This window comes from Vitreimonas sp., from assembly GCF_036392335.1.
Taxonomy (GTDB): Bacteria; Pseudomonadota; Alphaproteobacteria; order Caulobacterales; family Aquidulcibacteraceae; genus Vitreimonas.
In genome coordinates this window covers 1-22,179 of sequence record NZ_DASVYD010000059.1, presented here as the reverse complement: position 1 = coordinate 22,179, position 22,179 = coordinate 1, and the positions used below count along the sequence as shown (strand labels likewise).

The 22,179-nt window shown below is 63.5% G+C and carries 32 protein-coding genes; 17 read left to right on the top strand and 15 right to left on the bottom strand.

The annotated features are described in order from the left end of the window. Positions 1-154 precede the first annotated feature (154 nt). Together VF769_RS13745 and VF769_RS13740 are read left to right on the top strand one after the other, a co-directional pair. A complete protein-coding gene (locus tag VF769_RS13745; protein WP_331008993.1) occupies positions 155-658 on the top strand; it encodes an RcnB family protein in 504 nt (167 codons plus the stop codon). Positions 659-781: 123 nt separating this feature from the next. Further along, complete coding sequence (locus tag VF769_RS13740; RefSeq protein ID WP_331008992.1) at positions 782-961, top strand: hypothetical protein; 180 nt, start codon at positions 782-784, stop codon at positions 959-961. On the opposite strand, the gene VF769_RS13735 is transcribed toward VF769_RS13740, so the two are convergent. Continuing rightward, entirely contained in the window at positions 958-1,305 is a 348-nt protein-coding gene (locus VF769_RS13735) for a gamma-glutamylcyclotransferase family protein (protein WP_331008991.1), read from the bottom strand. The two genes, VF769_RS13740 and VF769_RS13735, sit on opposite strands and share 4 nt — an antisense overlap. A 1-nt stretch (position 1,306) precedes the next feature. Beyond that, a complete protein-coding gene (gatB, locus tag VF769_RS13730) occupies positions 1,307-2,788 on the bottom strand; it encodes an Asp-tRNA(Asn)/Glu-tRNA(Gln) amidotransferase subunit GatB (RefSeq protein WP_331008990.1) in 1,482 nt (493 codons plus the stop codon). 202 nt (positions 2,789-2,990) lie between these two features. Here gatB and VF769_RS13725 point away from each other — a divergent pair, with 202 nt between their 5' ends. Next, the gene (locus tag VF769_RS13725; RefSeq protein WP_331008989.1) at positions 2,991-3,350 is read left to right on the top strand and encodes a hypothetical protein; all 360 of its coding nucleotides are present in this window, start codon (positions 2,991-2,993) and stop codon (positions 3,348-3,350) included. Between the two features lie 397 nt (positions 3,351-3,747). Beyond that, positions 3,748-4,278: a PAS domain-containing protein gene (locus VF769_RS13720; RefSeq protein ID WP_331008988.1), complete on the top strand. Its 531-nt coding sequence runs from the start codon at positions 3,748-3,750 to the stop codon at positions 4,276-4,278. Here VF769_RS13720 and VF769_RS13715 read toward each other — a convergent pair. Genes VF769_RS13715 through VF769_RS13705 form a run of 3 tightly spaced genes read right to left on the bottom strand, consistent with a single transcriptional unit; the run spans position 4,275 to position 6,886 of the window. Next, positions 4,275-4,544 (bottom strand): DUF2798 domain-containing protein, encoded by a 270-nt coding sequence (locus VF769_RS13715; RefSeq protein WP_331008987.1) that lies wholly within the window; start codon positions 4,542-4,544, stop codon positions 4,275-4,277. The genes VF769_RS13720 and VF769_RS13715 overlap by 4 nt on opposite strands. A gap of 6 nt (positions 4,545-4,550) precedes the next feature. Beyond that, complete coding sequence (locus VF769_RS13710; RefSeq protein WP_331008986.1) at positions 4,551-5,216, bottom strand: Pr6Pr family membrane protein; 666 nt, start codon at positions 5,214-5,216, stop codon at positions 4,551-4,553. Continuing rightward, on the bottom strand, positions 5,216-6,886 hold the full coding sequence (locus tag VF769_RS13705; protein ID WP_331008985.1) for a choline dehydrogenase: 1,671 nt from the start codon (positions 6,884-6,886) through the stop codon (positions 5,216-5,218). The genes VF769_RS13710 and VF769_RS13705 overlap by 1 nt, the downstream gene beginning before the upstream one ends. 145 nt (positions 6,887-7,031) lie before the next feature. Between VF769_RS13705 and VF769_RS13700 the strand changes: the two genes are divergently transcribed. Then, the gene (locus tag VF769_RS13700) at positions 7,032-7,670 is read left to right on the top strand and encodes a PilZ domain-containing protein (protein WP_331008984.1); all 639 of its coding nucleotides are present in this window, start codon (positions 7,032-7,034) and stop codon (positions 7,668-7,670) included. A gap of 88 nt (positions 7,671-7,758) precedes the next feature. Continuing rightward, entirely contained in the window at positions 7,759-8,289 is a 531-nt protein-coding gene (locus VF769_RS13695; RefSeq protein ID WP_331008983.1) for a DUF4339 domain-containing protein, read from the top strand. Positions 8,290-8,420: 131 nt separating this feature from the next. Here VF769_RS13695 and VF769_RS13690 read toward each other — a convergent pair whose 3' ends face one another. Further along, positions 8,421-8,960 (bottom strand): gamma carbonic anhydrase family protein, encoded by a 540-nt coding sequence (locus VF769_RS13690; protein ID WP_331008982.1) that lies wholly within the window; start codon positions 8,958-8,960, stop codon positions 8,421-8,423. Next, a complete protein-coding gene (locus tag VF769_RS13685; RefSeq protein WP_331008981.1) occupies positions 8,920-9,276 on the bottom strand; it encodes a hypothetical protein in 357 nt (118 codons plus the stop codon). The genes VF769_RS13690 and VF769_RS13685 overlap by 41 nt, the downstream gene beginning before the upstream one ends. A 19-nt stretch (positions 9,277-9,295) precedes the next feature. On the opposite strand from VF769_RS13685, the gene VF769_RS13680 reads away from it, so the two are divergent. After that, positions 9,296-10,075 carry a PhoH family protein gene (locus tag VF769_RS13680; protein ID WP_331008980.1) on the top strand — a complete coding sequence of 260 codons (780 nt, stop codon included), beginning with the start codon at positions 9,296-9,298 and terminating at the stop codon, positions 10,073-10,075. A 97-nt stretch (positions 10,076-10,172) separates the two neighbouring features. Here VF769_RS13680 and VF769_RS13675 read toward each other — a convergent pair whose 3' ends face one another. From VF769_RS13675 to gatC, 6 genes are all read right to left on the bottom strand, one after another. Continuing rightward, positions 10,173-10,598, bottom strand: coding sequence for a DUF3126 family protein (locus tag VF769_RS13675; protein WP_331008979.1), 426 nt, complete (start codon positions 10,596-10,598; stop codon positions 10,173-10,175). Positions 10,599-10,672: 74 nt separating this feature from the next. Then, positions 10,673-10,954: a hypothetical protein gene (locus VF769_RS13670; RefSeq protein WP_331008978.1), complete on the bottom strand. Its 282-nt coding sequence runs from the start codon at positions 10,952-10,954 to the stop codon at positions 10,673-10,675. Positions 10,955-10,963: 9 nt separating this feature from the next. Then, positions 10,964-11,413, bottom strand: coding sequence for a hypothetical protein (locus VF769_RS13665; protein ID WP_331008977.1), 450 nt, complete (start codon positions 11,411-11,413; stop codon positions 10,964-10,966). After that, a complete protein-coding gene (gene gatA / locus VF769_RS13660) occupies positions 11,413-12,891 on the bottom strand; it encodes an Asp-tRNA(Asn)/Glu-tRNA(Gln) amidotransferase subunit GatA (protein WP_331008976.1) in 1,479 nt (492 codons plus the stop codon). Before gatA ends, VF769_RS13665 begins: the two co-directional genes overlap by 1 nt. Before the next feature lie 17 nt (positions 12,892-12,908). Next, positions 12,909-13,364: a GNAT family N-acetyltransferase gene (locus tag VF769_RS13655; protein WP_331008975.1), complete on the bottom strand. Its 456-nt coding sequence runs from the start codon at positions 13,362-13,364 to the stop codon at positions 12,909-12,911. Further along, positions 13,361-13,651, bottom strand: a complete 291-nt coding sequence (gene gatC, locus VF769_RS13650; RefSeq protein ID WP_331008974.1) for an Asp-tRNA(Asn)/Glu-tRNA(Gln) amidotransferase subunit GatC — start codon at positions 13,649-13,651, stop codon at positions 13,361-13,363. The genes VF769_RS13655 and gatC overlap by 4 nt, the downstream gene beginning before the upstream one ends. Positions 13,652-13,746: 95 nt before the next feature. On the opposite strand from gatC, the gene ruvX reads away from it, so the two are divergent. Both ruvX and VF769_RS13640 read left to right on the top strand, forming a co-directional pair. Beyond that, on the top strand, positions 13,747-14,217 hold the full coding sequence (gene ruvX, locus VF769_RS13645) for a Holliday junction resolvase RuvX (RefSeq protein ID WP_349258148.1): 471 nt from the start codon (positions 13,747-13,749) through the stop codon (positions 14,215-14,217). Further along, complete coding sequence (locus VF769_RS13640; protein WP_331008972.1) at positions 14,214-15,131, top strand: AEC family transporter; 918 nt, start codon at positions 14,214-14,216, stop codon at positions 15,129-15,131. Before ruvX ends, VF769_RS13640 begins: the two co-directional genes overlap by 4 nt. 63 nt (positions 15,132-15,194) lie before the next feature. Here the strand turns inward: VF769_RS13640 and VF769_RS13635 are convergent, their stop codons facing one another. Further along, positions 15,195-15,443 carry a hypothetical protein gene (locus VF769_RS13635; RefSeq protein WP_331008971.1) on the bottom strand — a complete coding sequence of 83 codons (249 nt, stop codon included), beginning with the start codon at positions 15,441-15,443 and terminating at the stop codon, positions 15,195-15,197. Between the two features lie 161 nt (positions 15,444-15,604). Here VF769_RS13635 and VF769_RS13630 point away from each other — a divergent pair, with 161 nt between their 5' ends. From VF769_RS13630 to VF769_RS13610, 5 genes are all read left to right on the top strand, one after another. Beyond that, positions 15,605-16,597 (top strand): aspartate carbamoyltransferase catalytic subunit, encoded by a 993-nt coding sequence (locus VF769_RS13630; protein WP_349258147.1) that lies wholly within the window; start codon positions 15,605-15,607, stop codon positions 16,595-16,597. Continuing rightward, the gene (locus tag VF769_RS13625; RefSeq protein WP_331008969.1) at positions 16,597-16,746 is read left to right on the top strand and encodes a hypothetical protein; all 150 of its coding nucleotides are present in this window, start codon (positions 16,597-16,599) and stop codon (positions 16,744-16,746) included. Before VF769_RS13630 ends, VF769_RS13625 begins: the two co-directional genes overlap by 1 nt. Beyond that, a complete protein-coding gene (gene pyrC / locus VF769_RS13620) occupies positions 16,740-18,026 on the top strand; it encodes a dihydroorotase (RefSeq protein WP_414731781.1) in 1,287 nt (428 codons plus the stop codon). The genes VF769_RS13625 and pyrC overlap by 7 nt, the downstream gene beginning before the upstream one ends. 10 nt (positions 18,027-18,036) lie before the next feature. Beyond that, positions 18,037-18,369 (top strand): hypothetical protein, encoded by a 333-nt coding sequence (locus VF769_RS13615; protein WP_331008967.1) that lies wholly within the window; start codon positions 18,037-18,039, stop codon positions 18,367-18,369. 106 nt (positions 18,370-18,475) lie between these two features. Further along, entirely contained in the window at positions 18,476-19,282 is an 807-nt protein-coding gene (locus VF769_RS13610) for a class I SAM-dependent methyltransferase (protein ID WP_331008966.1), read from the top strand. On the opposite strand, the gene VF769_RS13605 is transcribed toward VF769_RS13610, so the two are convergent. Continuing rightward, entirely contained in the window at positions 19,279-20,196 is a 918-nt protein-coding gene (locus tag VF769_RS13605; protein ID WP_331008965.1) for a response regulator, read from the bottom strand. The genes VF769_RS13610 and VF769_RS13605 overlap by 4 nt on opposite strands. 278 nt (positions 20,197-20,474) lie before the next feature. Between VF769_RS13605 and VF769_RS13600 the strand changes: the two genes are divergently transcribed. The 3 genes from VF769_RS13600 to VF769_RS13590 form a co-directional block, all read left to right on the top strand. Further along, positions 20,475-20,951, top strand: coding sequence for a hypothetical protein (locus tag VF769_RS13600; protein ID WP_331008964.1), 477 nt, complete (start codon positions 20,475-20,477; stop codon positions 20,949-20,951). A gap of 197 nt (positions 20,952-21,148) precedes the next feature. Next, positions 21,149-21,829, top strand: a complete 681-nt coding sequence (plsY, locus tag VF769_RS13595) for a glycerol-3-phosphate 1-O-acyltransferase PlsY (protein WP_349258149.1) — start codon at positions 21,149-21,151, stop codon at positions 21,827-21,829. Then, a partial coding sequence (locus tag VF769_RS13590; protein ID WP_331008962.1) for a DNA-processing protein DprA occupies positions 21,826-22,179 on the top strand: 354 nt, incomplete at its 3' end. The genes plsY and VF769_RS13590, both read left to right, overlap by 4 nt.

Below are 22,179 nucleotides of genomic sequence, written 5' to 3'. Positions count from 1 at the left end.
CCTGTAAAACCAAGCGCTTGCGCGCCTTCGCTGACTGCCAGTTCCCACCCGGATTCAGATCGGGTTCAGTCACAGCTCGCCACACTCCCCACAGAGCTAGGGACCTTTCCTCGAACGTTGGCCGTTCGATGGGAAGCAGGAAGGAGACCTCGCTATGAAACGCTATGCGCTAGCCGCGCTTGCGGTGGCCTTTACGGCGCCGCTTGCCATTTCCACCGAAGCCGCCGCGCACGACCGTCGCGGCGACAATCACCGCAACCATCGCGGCGACGATCGCTGGGATCGCAACAACGATTGGGACAACCGCGACGACCGCCGCGACGAACGTCGCGCCTATCGCGAAGGCCGCCGCGACGGTCGCCACGATCGCGATCGCTGGGACGACCGCCGCTACAATGGCTACCACTACAACGGCCGCTGGTATTACGGCCCGCCGCCGGCCCATTGGCGCGACCACGCGCGCTATGATTATCGCGCCTGGCGCCGCGGCGACCGTCTGCCGGCCTATTACCGCGACCATTATCGCCCGGTAGATTATCGCTACTATCGCCTGCGCCCGCCGCCGCGTGGCTACCATTACGTGCGTGACGATCGCGGCGAGCTCTTGCTGGTCGGCATCGCGACCGGCGTGATCTTGGGCATCATCGCCAGCCAATAGTCACGCACTGACGTGATCTCAACAATCGCCCCGATGCTCCCCGGCGTCGGGGCGATTTCATTGCGTTAACGCAGCAGAAACCAAACGCGACGAAGGTGCGCCCTCCAACGAAGGAGGCGCGCAATGATCTCTTTGTGGCTGTTCATGCTGATGCAAGTCTTCATGCCGAGCGCCGACCGCATCGCCTCATACGAAGCCGGGGCCTTCGAAGCGCATCTCCACGCCGGCGTTGAATCCACCCAGCCCTTCGGCGCCATCGGCCACATGGCCCGCTACACCCCGCTCGTCGCCCGCGCGATCTAGGCGCGCTTCACATACACCCAAGCCCGCAAGCCTGACGCCAAAGGCGCTTCCACGCGCGCGTAGTCGCTGACTTCATACGCATCCGCCGCGGCCAGCTCGGCCGGCGTGATCATAAACACCGTGCCCGCAACGCGATCAGCGTCATTGCCCGAGCGCGACACGATCGGATGAAAGCGCTCGCCGCTTTTCGCCAGCACGTTGGGATCGGTGATCTCCACCATATCCCGGCGAAAGCCCACCAACGCGTCCGCGACGCCCTCCAGCACCCGCCCAAACTGCGCCCGCTGCACACTCTCCAGCTGCAGCGTGCCGTAGGAGAACAGGCGCTCGGTGGCGTCGCTCACGTCAAACGCCGAGCTTCTTCTTCAGAATCTCGTTCACAACGCCCGGATTAGCTTTCCCGCCCGTCGCCTTCATCGTTTGACCAACCCACCAACCGAACGCCTTCGGGTTCTTCTTCACGTCTTCGAGCTTGTCGGGATTGCCGGCGATCAGATCATCGATGGCTTTTTCGATCGCGCCCGTATCGGTGACTTGCTTCAAGCCCTCGCGCTCAACGATCGCGGCAGGCTGCTCGCCGGTCTCGACCATTTTCGCGAACACCTCCTTGGCGATCTTGCCGTTGATGGTGCCGTCCTTGATCAGATCGAGCAGCGCGCCCAAATCAGCGGCCTTCACCGGCGAGTCCACCAGCTCCAAGCCCTTCTTGTTGAGCGCGCCCGCGAGTTCTTGCGTCACCCAATTGGCCGCCGCCTTCGCGTCGCGCCCCTTGGCCACCGTCTCGAAATAGGTTGCCGCATCCATGTCGGAAGAAAGCACGCGCGCGTCATAGGCCGAGAGCCCGTACTCGCTCATGAAGCGCTTCTTCTTCGCGTCCGGAAGCTCCGGCAGCGATTTGCGGATGTCCTCGATCCACTTTTCCTCAAGCACCAGCGGCAACAGATCCGGGTCCGGGAAATAGCGATAATCGTGCGCGTCCTCCTTCGAGCGCATCGTCCGCGTCTCGCCGGTGTTCGCATCGAACAGGCGCGTCTCTTGATCAATCACGCCGCCGCTCTCCAGAATCTCAATCTGGCGGCGCGCTTCGTACTCAATCGCCTGCATCATGAAGCGCGTCGAGTTCACATTCTTGATCTCGCAGCGCGTGCCAAAGCCTTCGCCCGGCCGGCGCACCGATACGTTCACGTCCGCACGCATGGAGCCTTCCTCCATGTTGCCGTCGCACGTACCGAGCGCACGTACGATCGCCCGCAGCTTGTTGAAATAGGCCGCCGCCTCTTTCGACGAGCGCATATCCGGCCGTGACACGATTTCCATCAGCGCAACGCCCGAGCGATTGAGATCGACGTAGGTTTCCGTCGGCGACAGATCGTGGATCGACTTGCCCGCGTCCTGCTCCAAATGCAGGCGCTCGATGCGGATCGTCAGCGGCTCTTCGCCGTCCGGCTCCACCTCGATCGCGCCTTCACCAACGATCGGCATGGCGAATTGGCTGATTTGATAGCCTTGCGGCAAATCCGGGTAGAAATAATTCTTCCGGTCGAAGCGGCTGACGCGATGGATCTCGGCATTGAGCCCAAGCCCGGTGCGTATCGCCTGCTCGACGCAGAATTTATTGATCACCGGCAGCATGCCCGGCATCGCCGCGTCCACCAGCGACACGTGCGCGTTCGGATCGCCGCCATAGGCCGCGCTCGCGCCTGAAAACAGCTTCGCGTTCGAGGTCACCTGCGCGTGCACTTCGAGCCCGACAATGATCTCCCATTGGGATTTCTCGCCGGACACAAGCTGGTCGGGACGGGCGGAACGAATATCGAGTGCAGTCATGGGGCTGGATTAGGGGAGCCCGCGCGCGCTTGTCCAGGGTTCCAAGGCGCGGCTCTGCTTTCCAACCGCCATGTGGTGGGCTTTTATGCCGGCGGGCGGGACAAAAGCCGGAGAACACCCCATGCGCGCGCTGATCGTTTCCGGAATGCTGGCCCTGCTTGCGGCCTGCCAAACGCCCGCGCCCACGCCGGAGCCGAGCCCAATGCCGCCGCCCACGCCCTCCGCCGCCTGCGCCGTGCTCGACAGCCGCGACTGGTCGGCCTGGATCAACCGCATGCCCGGCCCGAACGCCACGCCCACGCTGCACGTCACCGGCAAGGTCGACCTGCCCAATCCCGGCTACACCGTCACCGTCCGCGACGGTCCCGCCGATCGCAGCGCTCAGCCCGTGCAGCAGATCATTCTCGAAACCTCACAGCGCAGCGGCATGTTCACCCAAGCGGTGATCACCGCCGACGTGCACTATATCGGCCCCGTCATCGCCCCCAGCTATCGCGCCATCCGTATCATGTGCGGCGGCCGCCAACTCGCCGAGATCACCGACATCCCGGACGTGCACTGAGGCCCACAAAGTAAAAGCCCCGCGCACCGCTGCGCGGGGCTGGCCAAGACAACGGCCAACGAGGTTTCTCTGAAGTCGCAGGTGTTAGAGTAAGAACAATCCAAGTTAGAGTAAGAACAATCCAAGCGCGGCAATGCCAAAGGCAATCGCGGCGAGAATGTATCGTAACGATACGTTCACGATGAAAAACTCCTTCACCTCGCCACAGAGGCTGCAAGCGCAAGGCCACGCTTCGCGCCGCACGAGAATGCGCCCCGGCTTCGCACGGTTTTCGCCTGAGATTTTGGGCTCAGCGTTTGCAGCGAGGTGTCAGGTTTCAGGTGTCAGGTGTCATCAGCACCAGACGCCTGCGGCCGCTTCTGACACCTGACACCTGACACCCGACACCTGACACTCAATGCTTGGCGAAGAGACTTTTCATCCAGACACACGCGCGCTGCTCGCTTATGGCCGCGCGCTCGCCGGCGTAGGCGAAGCGCCCAAAAAGGGCGGCGCCGATCAGGTGCTTGAGCGCCTCTTCGTGCTGGAGCGCACCAGCGATGGCCGTCTGCCCATCCGCACCTTCGGCACGGAACTCGTCGACATCTTCGGCCGCGACATGCGCGAGCACGACTTTCAGCGCTTCTTTCTCGCGCCCGACCTCGCTCTCGTGAACGCGCTGATCAACGCCTGCACAGCGGCCAACGAGCCTGGCATTCTGCGCGTCACAGCCGAGACCGGGTGCGGAAAAGTGCTCGGCGCCGAAATTCTGATCACGCCGCTCAAAGTCGACCACCAACTCGGCCACCGCTTCCTCGGCATGTTCCAAATGCTCGGCGGCGAGAGCTTCCTCGGCGGCCGCCCCATCCAGCGCCTGCGTCTGGGCTCGCTGCACCCGCCAGCCGCCAAGGCGCCGAAGGGCATGCGCTTGGTTGTCGTGAACGACTAAGGCTTTGGCGTTTCCACGATCAGCGCGGCGAGCCTCCGTACGATCGGCAACACGACCAGCACAGCAGGGAACGCAATCACCCAAGAAAGCCCCCACGCCGACATCCAGCGCTCGACAAAGTCCGGCGCCAGCCCGATCGCGCGCAGGGTCGCCACGGCCGAGACGATGAACGTCATAAAGATCGAGAGCAGCAACGGCATCACGACGCCCATGGCTGAAGCGGGCAATTTCCGCCAACCTGGGCGCGTGATCGATGGTTCGTTCATGAGCGCCTAATTGGGCGCTCGCGCTGACGCCCGCAAGTCGACCCCGGCCTGCGCCCGTCTCGCCAGCACATGATCGACCCCCACCAACACAAGCGCGCCCGCCACGAACGCCGCGCACAAGCCCGCCACATTGAGCGCCAGGGCGCCCCAAGACATCGTGCTCGGGTCCATGAAATAATACGCGTAGAAGCCGTCGAGCTGCCCGCGCGCCAGCGCATACACAGTGTAAGCCGTCGGCCACAGCGCACAGAACAACGCCCCGCGCCATGTCAGCCCGCCATGCGGGCGCAACAGCCAAAATAAGGCGAAGAGCGCCGGTACGATCTGATGCACGCCAACATCGGCAACCTTCTGTAGACCCTGCGGATCCCAGCGTGACGCCAGCAAGAGATTGTAGACGATGCACACGAACAAGATCGACGTCACCGCCATCAGCTCAACGCGCGGCGCATTGAGCCCCTCGCGGCTGGCTGGATTCAACGCCGCGCGCGCCATCACCAACGTGACGAACGCGTTCGTCAGGATGGTGAAATACACGAAATAGCGCCACGTCGCCTCAAGCAGCGTCGATCCCTCCGCGCCCATATTCCGCACGATCAGGAAATACTGCAGCCCCAGCGCAGCCGCGCCGATCAGCGCGCCGAGTGCCGCAACACTGCGCGCCGCGCGCACTACACCGCAACCCGGGCGTCTTCGGCCACGCGAACATCCTGCGCAGGCAGCGGCTTCTTGCCCCGCAGCACATCGGCGATCTTCTCCGCGATCATGATCGTCGGCGCATTGGTGTTGCCGCCGACCAGCGTCGGCATCACGCTCGCATCGACGACACGCAGGCCCTCGACGCCGCGCACGCGCAATTGCTCATCCAAAGGCGCCTTGTCGTCCACGCCCATGCGCACGGTGCCGACCGGGTGATAGATCGTCTCGGCGTTATCGCGGATCCAGGCGTCAATCTCGGAATCCGTACGCACGTGCGCGCCTGGCTTGAATTCCGCGCCCCGGTAGAGGTCGAGCGCCGATTGGCTGCAGATCTCGCGCACCATGCGCACGGAGTCGCGCATCGTGCGGCGATCATTCTCTTCCGCCAAATAGCGTGGATCGATCAGCGGCGCGTCGAACGGATTGGTTGAGGCCAACGTCACCGTGCCTCTGCTCTCGGGGCGAAGCTGGCAAGTGTGCACGGTAAAGCCATCGCGATCTGGCTTCACCTTGGCGTGGTCAATCATCACCGCGTTGACGACGTGCAGCTGAATATCGGGGCGATCCAATTCGCCGCGCGTCTTCAAGAACGCGCCAGCGTGCAAATGGTTGGTCCGCCCCGGTCCCTGCTTGGCCAGCAAATATTGCAGACCAATCAGCGGCTGCTTGAGGCCCTTGGTTTTCGAATACATCGAGATGGGCTTGGTCATCTCGTAGATGATGCAGGCGTCCAAATGGTCCTGCAGATTGCGGCCAACGTCCGGCGCGTCCTGCACGACCTCAATGCCCAGCTTCTTCAGCTCATCCGCAGGTCCAATGCCCGAAAGCTGCAACAGATGCGGCGATTGGAACGCGCCGCCGCACACCAAAACTTCGCGCTTGGCGTAAACCTTCTGCGTCGCCTTGCCCGGCCCGCCGGAGAATTCGACGCCAACGGCCGTCTTCTTCTCAAACAGCACGCGCCCCGCGAACGCGTTCGAGATCACTTTCAAATTCGATCGCGAAGCGACGATCGGATTCAAATACGCCGCCGCCGCGCTCCAGCGCTCACCATCGCGAATGGTGAGGTGATAGGGGCCAACGCCTTCTTGCTGATAGCCGTTGAAATCGCGCGTCACCGGATAGCCGGCTTGTTTGCCCGCTTGAATGAACGCCTTGTAGATCGGGTCGCCGGGCGGCCCGCGCGACACCCAAAGCGGCCCACCTTCGCCATTGAAGGAATCGGCGCCGTCTTCGTGATGCTGCGCGCGTTTGAAATACGGCAACACGTCCGCATAACCCCAACCATTGAGGCCCATCTGGCGCCATTGGTCGTAATCGCGCGCGTGGCCGCGAATATAGACCATGCCGTTGATCGCCGACGATCCGCCCCAACCGCGTCCGCGCGGCTGATACAAACGGCGATTGTTCATGAATTGCTGCGGGACGGTCTCGAAGCCCCAATTGCTGGCGCCCTTGGCCTTGATCAGATTGCCGACGCCCGCCGGCATCCGCACCAGCAGCGAATTGTTCTTACCGCCCGCTTCCAACAGCGCGACGCTGACGCTTGGATCCTCGCTCAGCCGGGCGGCCAGCACGCACCCCGCGCTCCCCGCGCCGACGATGACATAATCGAATTTCTGCCCGTCCTCGATCTCGGCCACGTCTCGCTCCCTTCGCACCCTGTCCGGGCGTCGCTCTTGTCTGGTCGACCACGCCTAGCAGATCAAACTCGTTCCGACGAGATGACGCAGGCGTCAAGTTTAATCCTTAAGCCAAACTTTACGCTAAACGCGCTTTCATCAGACCATGTCGAATGCCGCCCCGAAACTTGATTTGGCCGCCGCCGCGCGCCGCCTGACGGCCGCCCAGGTCGGCATCCGCGAGCGCCGCCGTTTCCGCCGCGTCCCGATCGAGGTCAATGGCCGCCTGCTCGACCCGCTCGGGCGCGAGCACGATTGCCGCACCGCCGACATCTCCCCCGGCGACATCCGCATCGCCGCCCCGATCCTCCCCGGCGTGGGCGATCGCGTCGTGCTTTATCTCGACGGCTTTGGCCGCGTCTCCGGTTCGGTCGCCCGCCATTGCGGCGAAGGCGAAGCCGCCGTGATCTTCGATTTCAGCGCCCACAAGCGCGAGAAAATGGCTGAGCAGCTGACGATCGCTATGAACAAGCAATTGTTTGGCGACGCGTTGAGCGAGGAGCCGGCGAAAACCATTGGTGCGGGCCGCCCCGACCACATGACGCGCATCGAGTTCGAGGACGGCCAAACCTGCATGGGCGAAATCCTCGATTTCTCCCTGGCCGGCGTCACTGTCCGCGCGGGCCGCGCCCCGCCTTTGATCGGCGCCTGGGTGCGCATCGGCTCGATTCACGGCCGCGTCGCCCGGCTGATCGAGGGCGGCTTCGCCGTCGACTTCGAACCGCGTCCGCCGAAAGGCGCTTAACCTTTCGCTCACTAACCGGCACGCGGGTTGCACCCCCTGTTTCGTCGGCGCCGCCTTACCGCGCGCCGTTTCGAAACGGAGCAGTGCCGTGTCCGAGGTCGCCACGCCGATCCGCGTTGTCGCCACCAGCCAATGGTGGGTGCAGGTGCGCGGGCAAGCCTATGGTCCCTACACCATGGCGCAACTCTCCGACTTCGTCGCCGAAGGCCGCGTGCGCCCCGCCACCAAAGTCTCCGACGCCCCCGACGGTCCTTGGATCGAGGCGCGCCGCGTCGTCGGCCTGATGGCCCAACCGCGCCAGAACGCCGCCAATGAAAATGCCGAAGGCGCCAACGTCTTCGTGCACGTCGAAATCTTCTCCGGCTCGTGGGACGGCTTCATGGCCGCGCTCACCAGCATGGGCCACATCTGCGAACTCTCGCCGGGCCTCTGGATTCTGCGCACCCGCTTCTCGGTTGGCGTGATCCGCAACACGCTGTCGCAAACCTTGGAGCGCGGCGACCGCTTCGTCGTCATCGACGCCACCCGCGACCGCCTCGCCTGGTTCAATCTCGGCCCGGAAACCGACGTGAAGATCAACAAAGTCTGGAACGGCCCCCTGCCGGAAGCAAAGCGCTAATCACTAATCCTCCCCCGCATGCGGGGGAGGTGGCGAGCGAAGCGAGCCGGAGGGGGTAGGTCCGTCAGCCGCTTGCGCGCGCCCGCGCCCCCTCAGTCGCTTACGCGACAGCCCCGTAAACGGGTGAGCAGTTAAACCTCAAACCGGCTCTTCTTCATATCGCGCTGATAGCGCTTCCAATTCTCCACGTAATGATGCGCCGAACCTTCGATCACTTGGCGCTGCACGTCTTCCAGCTTGCGCGCCACGCGCGCCGGCGCGCCGGTGATCAGCGCGCCTTCCTCGAACGTCTTACGCTCCGTCACCAGCGCATGCGCGCCCACCAAGCAAAACGACGGGATCAATGCGTGGTTCAGCACCGTCGCCTTGATGCCGATCAGCGAATTGTCGCCAATCGTGCAGCCATGCAACATCACTTGGTGGCCGATCGTGACGTTCTTACCGATCGTCAGCGGCGCGCCCATATCGGTGTGCAACACGCTGCCGTCCTGCACGTTTGAATTTTCGCCGACGAGAATCGGTTCGTTATCGCCGCGTAAAACCGCGCCGAACCAGACCGAGGCGTTGCGCTTCAGAATGATCTTGCCCACCAGAACGGCGCCCGGCGCCACCCAGAAGGCATCCTCGTCTTCAACTTCCAGATCCGCATCGGCCAAAGCGTAGATCGCCATCGATATGCTCCTTGTGCGCCACGCCTCGTCGCTTGTGCGAAATGTTTGTGACGCCGTTCGAACGCAATACGTCGTTAACCGGATCAGCGTCTCCTGAGAACATCACGATTTGGAATTTTCCAAATTGTCCGGTCTCCTGGATGCGGCAGCATCCTAACGTGGGGGAGAGCGTGGGCGCGAAGCGCAGGAAGCACACCAGCTCAGCACCGCCGCCCGGCGCACGATTCTTCGACTCCCCAAATTCGGCCATCGATACCGCCGACATCTTCTTCGACTCCCCAGCCGCAGGCCAAAAGCCTGCGGCTTTTTCGTCCATCTCCAGGAAGGAGACCTCTATGGCGAAGCGTCCAGCGAAGCGTCGACACGCACAAGGCGTGCTCAACGTTGAAGAATTTCAGCGTGACGATCGACGTACAAGGAATCTGAAAGTGCTCGACGGCGGCTGGCAAGGCCAGGACGCCCCATCACAAGGCGCTGGCGCACGCGATCAAAGCTTCATCAAGAACGTCCGGCCGAAATCCAAAGGCCAAACCGCTTTGATGGAAGCCATCGACACGCACGCCCTCGTCCTCGCACTGGGCCCCGCCGGCACCGGCAAAACCTATCTCGCTATCACCAAAGCCGTCGAAGCGCTCGAAAGCGGTAAAGTCGGTCGCATCGTTCTCTCGCGCCCCGCCGTCGAAGCCGGTGAATCACTCGGCTTCTTGCCCGGTGCGATGGAAGATAAACTCGCGCCTTACCTCCGCCCGCTCTACGACGCCCTGCAAGATCGACTCTCGCCGAAGCGCCTCAAAGCCCTGATGGCGGAAGGCCTGATCGAAATCGCGCCTGTTGGCTTCATGCGCGGCCGCACGCTCAACAACGCCTTCGTCGTCATCGACGAAGCGCAAAACTGCACCTACGGCCAAATCAAAATGCTGCTGACGCGCCTCGGTTGGAATTCCACCATGGTCGTCACCGGCGACCCCGCGCAAACCGATCTTCTACCCGATCTTTCCGGCCTGCACGCCGTCGCCGACAAGCTCGAGGGCGTGAAAAACATCGCCGTCTGCCGCCTCGGCGACGCCGACATCGTCCGCCACCCGCTGGTCGCCTCCATGTTGGGTGTCTTGTAACGCGCGTCTCCGCGCCGCTTCCTCAAGCTAGCGCGTTGTCACTGTGTTGGATGATACGAATTGAACTCAAAAGCCCCGGCGTCGCCGGGGCTTTTTCTTATTCCTCGTCCTCGAGATCGATATCCAAGATCGACATCGTGAGGAAATAGCCTTCATCCTCATCCGCCGAGAGCGTGCCAATGAATTCCTCACCGACATACACTTCAGCTGAATCCGTTTTCCGCGGCCGTGCGCGCACTTGCAGATCGGCCGACTTCAGCTTTTCGCGCAATACGCCCTGCAGACGCGCGCGTTCGGAATCATCGATCGGCGCATTCTTCTTGGCGCCCGCCGCACGCGGCAACGCCAAGCTGATCGAGTACGAGGTTTCGCCCTCGTCCGTATCCTTGATCAATTCGGCCACCACGGCGCCAGCGATCAAGACATCGCCTTCATCGCCGCCGCGCGCTTTCACCGACGCCGTCGGCGAACCTAGAACTCTGCTCAAATAGGCGCCGAGGCGCGTCACTTCCGCCTGGTTCACGACCGGCTCCTAATTTTGGAAGCCGGGAAACTCGGCTCTCGGGCGCGGAAGGTCAAGCGCCGGAAGCGGCGAAATTAGTCGAAATCCCAATGCGTGGCTTGGCGGCGCAGGTGGCGGCCAAACAAGAAACACGCAATGCCGATCGTGCCAAACCCGCCCATCACGGCCAGGTAATCCCACATGCCGTCATGGATCGCGCCCATCAGCGTGAACGGTGTGTAGAGCGTGATCAATCCAAGCGCGACCGCCACAGCGACACCCGTCTTGATGAACACGTCGCCAAAGAAGAAATTGCGATCAATCTCACCGCGCGGGCGACGTTCCGGTCTCGAAGCGGATGCTTTGCGTTTGGCCATGCCGCCACGCTAGCGGGATTCGGAGCGTTCCGTTTCCGCAACATCGGGCGCACGCGCCACGACCATCGCCATCCCCTGGCCACGCGGCAGTCCGCTCAACACGCCTTCGAAACCATCACCCGAAGCGCGCCCCTCGAAACGCACCACAGTGTGGCGCCCACTCACCCGTGCCGGCGTGCCCGTCAGCATCAGCGTGTCGCCTTTCACGCGACCTTCCCAGGCGAGATCATATTCCATGAAGCCGGCGCAGCGCGGGCATGGATCGACGACGCCCGGCCCACGCAAGACGCCAGCTTCATCCTGCCTCAACTCCGCGCGGAAATAGCCATCGCTCACGCGCGGCTCTTCCACTTCGCGCCCAATCCAGACGCCGCTCAGATCCTGCTCTTGCTGCGCGTAGCTTGGCGCTGCGAAAGCGCTGACCGCCGCTACAACCAACGCCGCGAGCGTCCTACGCATCACGCCCACCATTTCGCCGGCTTCGCCCGGAAGTTCGCCGCCTTCTCCAGCGCCGCACTCACAGCGAATACGCTCTCTTCATCGAGCGCCTTGCCGATCACTTGCAAGCCCAGCGGCAAACCATTCGCATCGGTCGCGGCCGGCAGCGCCAAGCCCGGCAGACCCGCCAAGTTCGCGGTCACCGTGAAGATGTCGTTCAAATACATCGCCACGGGATCAGCGCTCTTCTCACCGAGCGCAAACGCCGCTGACGGCGTCGCCGGCGTCAGGATCGCATCGACGCTCTCGAACGCATCGCGGAAATCCTGCGCAATGCGCTGACGCACCTTCTGTGCGCGCAGATAATAGGCATCGTAATAGCCAGCGCTCAGCACGTACGTGCCGATCAGAATGCGGCGCTGCACTTCCTTGCCGAAGCCCGAGGCGCGCGTCTGCTCGTAAGTGGACACAAGGTCTTTGCCCGCAACGCGCGCGCCGTAACGCATGCCGTCATAGCGCGCGAGGTTCGACGAGGCTTCGGCCGGCGCCACGATATAATAGGTCGGCAGCGCATACTTGGTGTGCTTCAGCGAAATCGGCTTGATCGTCGCGCCTGCGTCTTTCGCCCATTCGATGCCTTGCTGCCACAGCGCTTCGATCTCTGGCGGCATGCCGTCGACGCGATATTCTTCCGGCACGCCAATCGTCATGCCCTTAATCGAACGCTGGCACGCGGCGCGGAAATTCGGCGTCTCCACTGGCAGCGAGGTCGAATCCTTTGGATCGTGCCCCGCCATCGATTGGAGTAGGATCGCACTATCCTCGACTGTCTTCGCAATCGGCCCCGCTTGATCGAGCGACGATGCAAACGCGACAATGCCCCAGCGCGAGCAACGCCCATAGGTCGGCTTAATCCCTACCGTGCCCGTGAACGCCGCCGGTTGGCGGATCGACCCCCCCGTATCGGTCGCCGTCGCGCCCAAGCACAAATCCGCGCTCACGGCCGCCGCCGAACCGCCCGACGAACCACCCGGCGTTAGCTTCGCGTCTTCATTGCCGCGCCGCCATGGGCTCACCACCGCCCCAAACTTCGACGTCTCGTTCGACGAGCCCATCGCGAACTCGTCCATGTTGAGCTTGCCCAACATCAGCGCGCCGTCGCGGAAGAGATTTTCCGTCACCGTCGATTCATAGGTCGGCGTGAATTCACCAAGCACGCCGGAGCACGCCGTCGTCCGCACGCCCTCGGTGCAGAACAAATCCTTGATGCCCAACGGCGCGCCCTCAAGCGGCCCGGCCTTGCCGGCCGCACGCTTCGCATCGGACTCTTTCGCCCTCGCGCGCGCCAAATCCGGCGTCGTCACCACATACGCATTCAAATGCGGATTGGCCTTATCGATCGCGCCAATGAAGGCCTCGGTCAGCTCGACGGAGGAGAATTGCTTCTTCTCCATGCCATCAAGCGCCGCGGCCAAAGTGAGGGAGGTCAGGTCAGTCATTCAATCACACACAAAACTTAGAGCGACTTCGCATAGAACGCCGTCCAGGCGCTCGGTGGATAATCGAGCACGGGCTCGCACGTTTGAAATCCACCGCGCTCATAGACGCGCTTGGCCGCATCAAAATTAGAACCGGTTTCCAGCACCACGCGCGACAGACCTTCCTGTCGCGCCAAATCTTCGATCCGCGCCAGGATCGCACCGCCAACGCCCAAGCCGCGCGCCTCCGGCTTCACGAACATACGCTTCACTTCGCCGACGCCATCATGCCGGCGCAACGCGCCCATGCCCAAGGTCGCGCCGCCCGCATCGCGCGCCACGAACAAAGTCGTATCCGGCTGCGCCATCTGCTCGACCGTCATATGATGACGATACTCAGCCGGCGTCAGCTCATACGTGAATGCATTCAGCGCCTGCACCAGCGCCCGCACGTCGTCCGAGAGCGGCGTTTCGGTGGCGATGGTGAAGCTCACTCCACCACCTTCGGCACCACGAAGAAGCCGTCTTCCGACTTCGGCGCATTCTTCAGCACGCGCTCAGGCTCATTGCCGGCCGTCACCACATCCTCGCGCATCGGCAGGCTCAGGCCCTCGACCGCGCTCGTCATCGGCTCGACGCCCTCGACATCGACCTCGTTGAGCTGCTCGATCCAGGCCATGATGCCGTTGAGCTCCGCCGCCATCGGCGCGACGCGATCCTCAGGCAGCGCCAACCGCGCCAGCTTGGCGACCTTACGGACTGTTTTTTCATCGATAGACATGGGTGTGGGGGATTAAGGCAATAAGGCAATAAGGCAATAGGGACGACCACAACCGCCTATTGCCCTACTGCCCCACTGCCTTATTGCCTTGCTTCGTGCCCCTTCTCGACCTCCCCGCCTTTGCCGCCGCCTTACCGCCACGCGCGGCTGTCATGGGGCTGGACCCTGGCGAGAAGCGCATCGGCGTGGCCGTCAGCGACACCACGCTCCTGATCGCCTCGTCACTCGACACCATCGCCCGCACGAAATTCTCCGCCGACGCGGACGCCATCCTCAAACTCTATGACGCCCGCCAATGCGCCGGCTTCGTCATCGGGCTCCCTCTGAACATGGACGGCACGAGCGGCCCCTCGGCCCAAGCCGCCCGCGCCTTCGCCCGCAACATGCTGGCTAAACGCGACGTCCCGCTCCTGCTCTGGGACGAGCGCCTCTCCACCGCCGCCGTCACCCGCACCCTCATCGAAGGCGACGCCTCGCGCCGGCGCCGCGGCGAAGTCGTCGACAAAATGGCTGCCGCCTACATGCTCCAAGGCGCACTCGACGCGATGCAGGAGCGCCGCGCGTGAGCGATGTCTTCGGCGCGCTTGTCCCGACCTTCATACTCATCGCGCTCGGCTGGGCCGTGCGCGCGGGGCGCATCGCCACGTCCGAACAATTCGGCATGGTCAATCGCTTTGGCTATTTCGTGCTCTATCCCGCGTTTCTATTCACGCTGATCTCGGGTGCGGACTTCTCCAGCGGCGACACGCTGCCCTTTCTTGGCGGCGTGCTGGGCGGCTTTCTCGCGCTCGCCGCACTGGCGCTGGGCTTGCGCCTCCTCTTTCGCGGCGACGGCCCGGCTTACACGAGCGTCTTTCAAGGCAGCCTGCGCTGGAATGGCTTTGCGCTGCTGGCCGCCGCCCCCGCGCTCTACGGCCCGGAAGGCCCCGAATTGATCGGCCTCGCCTTCGGCCCGCTTGTGCTCATCCTCAACATTATTTGCGTCGCCGTACTGGCGCGCTGGGGCGCGGCGCGCGCGACGTCGATGCGCGCCGTGCTCGATCAGATCATCGCCAATCCTTTGATCATCGCCTGCGCCGTGGGTCTCGTCACGAATTTCGCCGGCATCCGCGATCTGAGTTACGCCAGCGATGCGCTGAGCTTGCTTGGGCAGGCGGCGATGCCGATCGCGCTGATGTGCGTCGGCGCCGGCCTTGATTTTGGCGCGCTGCGCGCTTCGGCCGCCAAAGTCGCCACCGCCTGCGGCATGCGGCTTTTCCTCGCGCCAAGCCTAGTGTGGGCCGCGTGCATGCTCACGGGCGCGAGCCCCCTCGCCACCGCCGTCGCGGTCGGCATCGGCTCAACGCCGACAGCCGCCGCCGGCTACACGCTCGCGCGCGAAATGGGCGGCGACGCCCAACTCATGGCCGCCATCATCACCGCCACCACGATCGTCTCGTTCATCACCATGCCCATAGCGATCGGTCTAGCGATGCCGTGAGTTTCATCCTCCCCGCTTCGCGGGGAGGTGCTGAGCGCAGCGAAGCGGAGGGGCGCGTCGCGCCTACTCCCCAAACGGCGCCACCGGCGCGGACCGCCCCACCACCATGCTCGCATCCTCTTCGAACCCCGGATGGTTGGTCGGATCGACCACGTAGGTCGTCGCCTGCGCACTCGGCTCCAGCGGCGCGCGCGGCGTATTATCCACAGCCTGCGCCTTACCTGCGCCCAGGCCAGCCACCACAGCCGCCAAAGCCAGCCCCACCGGCCGCAATGGCATCGCTTCACCGCGATTTTGGTGCGATTTGCTCATCACACGCTTCCTTCTCTCAGCCCTAAACCCTGCCCGGTCTCGAAATGAGAACAAAACGGATACAAGCCGGAGTCGAAGGCGGCAATAGGGCTGAAACGAAAATGTTTGTCATGGCTTCGCCACGCTTGCTCCGAGTCCGCCACACGGCTTAACAAGCGCGCATGGCTCAGCGACCGACTGGCGTGAAAACATCCGAAGCAAGCGCAAGCCCCGCCCGTTTCCGCTCTAAGCATCTATTGGCGATCGGCGACCTCAATCGTTTCGAAGCCGAACAACTCCTCGACCGCGCGCAAACATTCGAGCCGTTGCTCGAACAGAAGATCAAAAAGCTCGACACGCTGCGCGGGCGCACGTTGATCAATCTCTTCTTCGAAAATTCCACGCGCACGCAAAGCTCGTTCGAACTCGCCGGCAAGCGCATGGGCGCTGACGTCGTGAACATGAGCGTGAAAAGCTCAAGCGTCGCCAAGGGCGAAACGCTAATCGACACGGCCGCTACACTGAACGCGATGCGCCCCGATCTGCTGGTCGTGCGTCACGGCTCTTCGGGCGCCGCCGCTCTGCTCGCACGCAAAGTCGATTGCGCCGTCATCAATGCCGGAGACGGCAAGCACGAGCACCCCACGCAAGCTCTGCTCGACGCTTTCACCATTCGCCAACGCCTCGGCAAGATCGAAGGCTTGAACATCGCCATTTGCGGCGACGTGCTGCACAGCCGCGTCGCGCGCTCCAACGTGGCGCTGCTTAACATTCTCGGCGCCAATGTCCGCCTCGTCGGCCCGCCCACGCTGATGCCGCCCGGCGCCGAACGCTGGGGCGCCACCGTGCATCACGACATGCGCGCCGGAATTAAAGACGCCGACGTCGTCATGATGCTGCGCGTCCAGCGCGAGCGCATGGATGGCGGCTTCTTCCCCAGCGCGCGGGAATTCTTCTGGTTCTACGGCTTGGACGAAGACAAACTCAAATTCGCCAAGCCCGGCGCACTCGTCATGCACCCGGGCCCCATGAATCGCGGCGTCGAAATCGATTCCATCGTCGCCGACAATTCCGCCGTCTCGCTCATCGAAACCCAGGTGCGCATGGGCGTGGCCGTGCGCATGGCCATTCTCGAAGCTTTGGCCGAACCCGGCTCCAATCAGGAGACGCGCTGATGTGGATGTTCCTGCTCTGGTGGGCGGTCGATGATCACCTCGCCGCCGCCCTCAACGCCCCCGGCCTTGGCACGCTGCCGATTTGGGTGCCCTTCATCATCGCCATCGCGTTTTCGACAACTCTCAACGTGGCGATGAAGAAATCGTGACGATCAAACCTACCCTCATCAAGAACGCCCGCTTGATCGACCCCGCCAAGAGCAAGGTCGAAGACGGCGCCATTCTCTTCGCCGATACGATCCTCGACGTCGGCAATGTCTCCGGCGCTCCCGACGGCGCCACGATCATCGACGCCGACGGCGCACACATCGCACCCGGCCTCATCGATATGCGCGTCACCATCGGCGAGCCGGGCGCCGAGCACAAAGAGACGTTCAAATCCGCCGGCCGCGCCGCAGCCGCGGGCGGCGTCACCACCATGGTGATGACGCCCAACACCAATCCCGTGATCGACGATCAAAGCTTGGTCGATTTCGTGCTCCGCCGCGGCGTCGATCGCTCGGGCGGCGTCCACATCCTGCCCGCCGCCGCGCTCACCAAGCATCTCGACGGCGACCTCATGACCGAGATCGGCCTCATGGCCGAAGCCGGCGCTGTCCTCTTCTCCAATGGCGACAAGCCCGTCGTCTCCAGCCGCGTGCTGCGCCGCGCGCTCTCCTACGCCACCGCGTTCGACGCCCTCGTCGCCAATCGCCCCGAAGATCAATATCTCGCCGAAGGCGGCGTCATGCATGCGGGCGAACTCGCCGCGCGCTTGGGGCTTCCCGGGATTCCCGACGCCGCCGAAAGCATCATGGCCGAGCGCGATCTCACACTCGCGGAAATCACCGGCGGCCGCTTGCTGCTCGATATGATCTCCGCCGCGCGCACGCTGCCCGCGCTGAAGCGCGCCAAGGACAAGGGCGTAAAGGCCACAGCCTCCGTCAACGTCCACCATCTCGTGCTCAACGAAAACGACGTCGACGGCTATCGCTCCTTCGCCAAACTCAGCCCCCCACTGCGCAGCGAAGACGACCGCAAAGCGCTCGTCGAAGCGATCAGCTCTGGCCTCATCGATGTGATCGTCTCCGGCCACAACCCGCAGCCCGCCGAAGAGAAGCGTCTGCCGTACGAAGAAGCCGCCTTCGGCGCCGTGGGCCTCGAAACACTGCTCGCCGGCGCGCTCACGCTGCACCACAAGGGCGACGCCTCGCTCAACACCATCATTCGCGCGATGACGCTCCGCCCCGCCGAAGTCCTCAAACTGCCGCAAGGTCGCCTCGCCAAAGGCGCGCCCGCCGATCTCATCCTCATCGACATCGGCGCGCCCTACAAACTCGACGCCGACCATCTCCGCTCCAAATCGAAGAACTCGCCCTTCGACGAAAAGCTGCTGCAGGGCGTCGTCAAAACGACATTCATCGGCGGCAAGCCGGTGTTCACCACTTAAGGAGGCCAACATGCGCGTATTGGTATTGAGCGCTTTGATGCTCGGTTTGGCCGCCTGCGCCTCGTCTCCGCCGGTCGGTCCTGGCGATCCGGGCCCAAATGGCACGCCGCCGCCGATCCCCGTTGATGGTCCGATCGCCTATCGCTGCGCCGACGGCACCCAGCTCATGGTCGATGTCGAAACCAACAGCGCCCGCGTCGCCATCATCGGCGGGCCGGCGATGGTGTTGCCGCGCGCCGGCGACGGCTATTATTCCAACGGCCGCTATGGCTTTCGCGGCGGCGGCGCGCACGGCCAATGGGAAGTCGGCCGCGCCGCGCCCGTCAGCTGCACAGGCTCTTAACCCTCTCCGCCCCGTCGCGTTGGCTTAACGGCGCGCGCCTTGCATTGACTTGCGCGCCGCCGCCATGCCTAGGTCCGCGCGGGCTTGATCCGGGAGGGGATTAAAGATGCTGGATCGCATCAAGCGTTCTTTCAACGGTCTGCGGAGTCTTGTCCGCAGCCTGCGGCCTCTGCCGACCGATTTCGAGCGCTTCCAGCTACTCGTCTTCACATCCACCATGACCCCGATCGACCGCCACGTCGCTCTCTACATGGCCACGCGAAAGGATGCGATTTTCGCGGTCAGCTACGCGCATTGGCGCACCAAACGCATCAACAAGATTCTTGAACTCTACGGCATGGATTGGTTCAAGGGTAAGCGCGTGCTCGAGTTGGGCTCCGCGCTCTCCGACATCGGCGCCTTCTTCGCCGATCTCGGCGCCGAAGTGATCTGCCTCGAAGGCCGCCAGGAAACCGTGAATTTCGCGCGGCTAAAGCACCGCAATGTGCCGCGCCTCCAAATCGAACAATGCGATCTTGAAGGCGATTTCTCGCATTACGGGAAATTCGATCTGATTATCCATTTCGGCCTGCTCTATCACATTAAGAATGTGGACGAGCACATGGCGCGCTGCTTTGCCATGACCGACAGCATGATCATGGAAACCGTGGTTTGCGACTCCCAGGATCCGCACAAGATGTTGCTGGTGCCGGAACCAAAGGCCGTGCTCGAACAATCGCTGCACGGCATGGGCTCGCGCCCATCGCCCTTCTATGTTGAACGCCTCGGGACGGAAGCCGGCTTCAAATTCGACCGGCACTTCACCGCCGATCTCAATTTCGAAGATCGGTTCATTTACGATTGGCCGCATCAGAACGACGACAGCCACGGCGATTGGCAGAAGCGCCGCTTCTGGCGCTTCGATCGCGCCTAGCGGCTCGGGCCGAGCAGGAAGGTGTTCACGGCCGCGACATCCACCTCGCGCCCGAGCTTCTTGTCGACCACCCGCGTCAGCCCTTCCACGAGGCGCTGCCGCTCTTCGTACTCCGCGCTCGTCAGCACGCTTAGACTGTGCATCGCATCGATGTGCGTTCGCACGGTCTCCTCATCCAGCGCGCCATTGGCGCCGACGGCGGTGATATAGCGCCCCAAGGATCGCGCCGCCGCGCCGAGCGCCTCGTCGCGCGCTTCGTTGGCGACACTCTCGGTTTCCTTCACCGCGCTATAGATCTGACGCAGCATCCGCCGATCGCGCGACGAAAGCCCCACCATGCACTCGCTGATCTTCTGCACGCATTTGCGCACGACGACGCGATGCGCTTCGTTCTCCCACGGCGGCGCACCTGGCATGTCGTCAATCGGATCCATGAACCGACGCATCGGCCCATTGTAGTCCTCCGGCAGCCGACGCCGACGGCAAGGGCCGACATAGACAGCACTATCCACGAACTCACGCTTCAGCTTCAGTACGGCCACAACGCGCTCGATCACGGCCTCGCCAGTGAACGGCCGCACCAGCATCTCGTCAGCACCCGCTTGCATGGCCGCTGTGAGAAAACCCTTTGTCGCCGTGTTCGTCATGACGATGATCGGCAGGTCGCGCGGCACCTTCTTGTAGCCGTTACGCACCAGGCGCGTGAAATCCAGGCCAGACAAGTCCGGCAAACGCGACGTGGTGATCACAACGTCGGGAAAGAAATCCGAGGTATGCGTGAGCAATTCATGCCCACTACGCGCATACGTGATGTGCTCCACGCCGGCGCCGCGCAGCACATCCGCTAGCAAGCGCAACACACTCGGCGCAGCGTCAGCAAGAATGACGCGCAGGTTCTTCTGCGATCTCAGCATCCACCAAATCCTCGGATCGTCCGGTACCACAAACGCATTGCGAATTGGTTGTAACGCGCCCTTCGGAGATCGAATTCGTGGTTAAACGCACGCTAACAGCGTGCGCCTCTGCGAGATAAGCGTCGCTCTATTCAACCCCTTTCGGACCGCCGGCTTCCAGCCGGCATCTTGGAAAACCCAAGAACGTTAGAGGCTTGCCCAGATAGGGCGGGACGCAGCCGGGTGCACGACAAGCGCATCTATTCAACCGGTCCGCGCCCAGCCGCACACTGCCGCGCATGAAACACGTCCCCACCCTCATCAGCCGACAGGAGCTAGACCGCCACCAGGCGGCGCTCGTCGGCTGGATCGTGTGGGCGCTGATGTTGATCTTCAAACTCGGCGCGAATGCGCGCCGCAGCAAACGCGTGCACAACGCCATTCGTCACTGCGAACGCTTCGTGCACGCCTATCTCATCTGCACCATTCTCGCGCGCCTGCGCGTCGGCGCGCGCCGGCCGCGCAACACCGCGCCAGGGATCCGCGCCAACACACCCAATCTGCGTCTGCTCGCGCAATCGCTGCGCTTGCGCGCCGGCACCTTCCTGCAACGCATCCTGCATGTGCTCGAGCTCTTCTCGAAACCCGAGAAGGCGCTCGCCCGCCTTGCGCGCAAGCTGCGCGGCCAGCGCTTCAATCTCGTGATTGCCGCGCCCATCGCCGACGCCATCGTCAGCGCAGCCCCCTGCGCCATCATTCCCGCCGACAGCTCCTAACCCGCAGCGCCGGCCGCAGGCCGGCGACTGCGCCGCCCCAAACCGTGTGAAGCCCCGCTTCACGCGGCCCAACGTGCTGGCCGCTTTCCGCACGCCCCAGAGAACGTTGGCCTCAGCAATACGCCCCGAGTTCAGCGACGAACCGACAAAGTCGCCTCTCCACAGGCGCGATCCGGCCTGTTAGAGACGTTCCGGTGCTGGTGTTCTCATTCCTTCTCGCCGCCGTGGGCGGCTATCTCCTCGGCTCGATTCCGTTCGGGCTTGTGCTGACCCGCGCGGCAGGCCTCGGCGACATCCGCAATGTCGGCTCCGGCAATATCGGCGCGACCAACGTGCTGCGCACTGGCCGCAAGGATATCGCTCTCGCCACGCTGCTGCTCGACGCCGGCAAGGCCGCCATCGCCCTGCTGCTCGCGCGCTGGTTCGCCGGCATGGCCGGCATCACCGACGAACCGCAAATGCAGATCGGCCTCATCGCCGGCGGCGCGGCCTTCATCGGCCACTGCTTTCCAATCTGGCTTAATTTCAAAGGCGGCAAGGGCGTCGCCACCTTCTTCGGCGTGCTCTTTGCCGGCATTTGGCCCTTGGGAATCGTCGCGGGCGTCACTTGGCTCGCCGTCGCCACCATCTTCCGCTATTCCTCGCTCGCCGCCCTCTGCGCCGCCGCCATCGCGCCAATCATGTCGTTGATCGCCGGCTATCAATGGTGGGAAACCCTCTTCGCCTTCGTGCTCGCCGCGCTCATCTTCTGGCGCCACAGCGCCAACATCGCCCGCTTGCGCGCCGGCACGGAGCCAAAGATCGGTGCGAAGAAGGACGACCCGGTCACCGCCGAGGCGGCGTCGCCCGCGCCGCCAGCCGAGCCCAGCGCGGAATGAACCGCACGCTGTCGCGCCCGGAGCGGATCGCTTGGGCGCGGCTCGCGCGCACACAACGCGTCGGCGCACTCACCTTCCATCGCCTGCTTGCGCGCTTCAAAACCGCAAACGCCGCCCTCGACGCGCTGCCGCGCATCTCCGATCTCACCCCGCCAACCGCTGATGCGGTCGAACGCGAGATTGACGGCGTCGAAGCTCTCAACGCACGCCTTGTCGCTTCTTGTGAACCTGATTACCCGCCATTGCTCGCCCAACTCGACGCCCCGCCGCCGCTGCTTGCCCTGCGCGGCGACGCCGCTTGGCTGAAGAAGCCAAGCGTCGCGCTCGTCGGTTCACGCGAAGGCTCCGCC

What these genes read in the sequence shown, in the direction of transcription:
- VF769_RS13630 (WP_349258147.1), top strand. Translation starts at nt 15,605, where the DNA reads ATGGCTCAGCGACCGACTGGCGTGAAAACATCCGAAGCAAGCGCAAGC.
- VF769_RS13615 (WP_331008967.1), top strand. Translation starts at nt 18,037, where the DNA reads ATGCGCGTATTGGTATTGAGCGCTTTGATGCTCGGTTTGGCCGCCTGC.
- VF769_RS13600 (WP_331008964.1), top strand. Translation starts at nt 20,475, where the DNA reads ATGAAACACGTCCCCACCCTCATCAGCCGACAGGAGCTAGACCGCCAC.
- VF769_RS13725 (WP_331008989.1), top strand. Translation starts at nt 2,991, where the DNA reads ATGCCGCCGCCCACGCCCTCCGCCGCCTGCGCCGTGCTCGACAGCCGC.
- gatA (WP_331008976.1), bottom strand. Translation starts at nt 12,891, where the DNA reads ATGACTGACCTGACCTCCCTCACTTTGGCCGCGGCGCTTGATGGCATG.
- gatC (WP_331008974.1), bottom strand. Translation starts at nt 13,651, where the DNA reads ATGTCTATCGATGAAAAAACAGTCCGTAAGGTCGCCAAGCTGGCGCGG.
- gatB (WP_331008990.1), bottom strand. Translation starts at nt 2,788, where the DNA reads ATGACTGCACTCGATATTCGTTCCGCCCGTCCCGACCAGCTTGTGTCC.
- VF769_RS13610 (WP_331008966.1), top strand. Translation starts at nt 18,476, where the DNA reads ATGCTGGATCGCATCAAGCGTTCTTTCAACGGTCTGCGGAGTCTTGTC.
- VF769_RS13740 (WP_331008992.1), top strand. Translation starts at nt 782, where the DNA reads ATGATCTCTTTGTGGCTGTTCATGCTGATGCAAGTCTTCATGCCGAGC.
- VF769_RS13715 (WP_331008987.1), bottom strand. Translation starts at nt 4,544, where the DNA reads ATGAACGAACCATCGATCACGCGCCCAGGTTGGCGGAAATTGCCCGCT.
- VF769_RS13720 (WP_331008988.1), top strand. Translation starts at nt 3,748, where the DNA reads ATGCTTGGCGAAGAGACTTTTCATCCAGACACACGCGCGCTGCTCGCT.
- VF769_RS13670 (WP_331008978.1), bottom strand. Translation starts at nt 10,954, where the DNA reads ATGGCCAAACGCAAAGCATCCGCTTCGAGACCGGAACGTCGCCCGCGC.
- VF769_RS13625 (WP_331008969.1), top strand. Translation starts at nt 16,597, where the DNA reads ATGTGGATGTTCCTGCTCTGGTGGGCGGTCGATGATCACCTCGCCGCC.
- VF769_RS13685 (WP_331008981.1), bottom strand. Translation starts at nt 9,276, where the DNA reads ATGGACGAAAAAGCCGCAGGCTTTTGGCCTGCGGCTGGGGAGTCGAAG.
- VF769_RS13700 (WP_331008984.1), top strand. Translation starts at nt 7,032, where the DNA reads ATGTCGAATGCCGCCCCGAAACTTGATTTGGCCGCCGCCGCGCGCCGC.
- VF769_RS13605 (WP_331008965.1), bottom strand. Translation starts at nt 20,196, where the DNA reads ATGCTGAGATCGCAGAAGAACCTGCGCGTCATTCTTGCTGACGCTGCG.
- VF769_RS13665 (WP_331008977.1), bottom strand. Translation starts at nt 11,413, where the DNA reads ATGCGTAGGACGCTCGCGGCGTTGGTTGTAGCGGCGGTCAGCGCTTTC.
- VF769_RS13745 (WP_331008993.1), top strand. Translation starts at nt 155, where the DNA reads ATGAAACGCTATGCGCTAGCCGCGCTTGCGGTGGCCTTTACGGCGCCG.
- VF769_RS13680 (WP_331008980.1), top strand. Translation starts at nt 9,296, where the DNA reads ATGGCGAAGCGTCCAGCGAAGCGTCGACACGCACAAGGCGTGCTCAAC.
- VF769_RS13635 (WP_331008971.1), bottom strand. Translation starts at nt 15,443, where the DNA reads ATGAGCAAATCGCACCAAAATCGCGGTGAAGCGATGCCATTGCGGCCG.
- VF769_RS13690 (WP_331008982.1), bottom strand. Translation starts at nt 8,960, where the DNA reads ATGGCGATCTACGCTTTGGCCGATGCGGATCTGGAAGTTGAAGACGAG.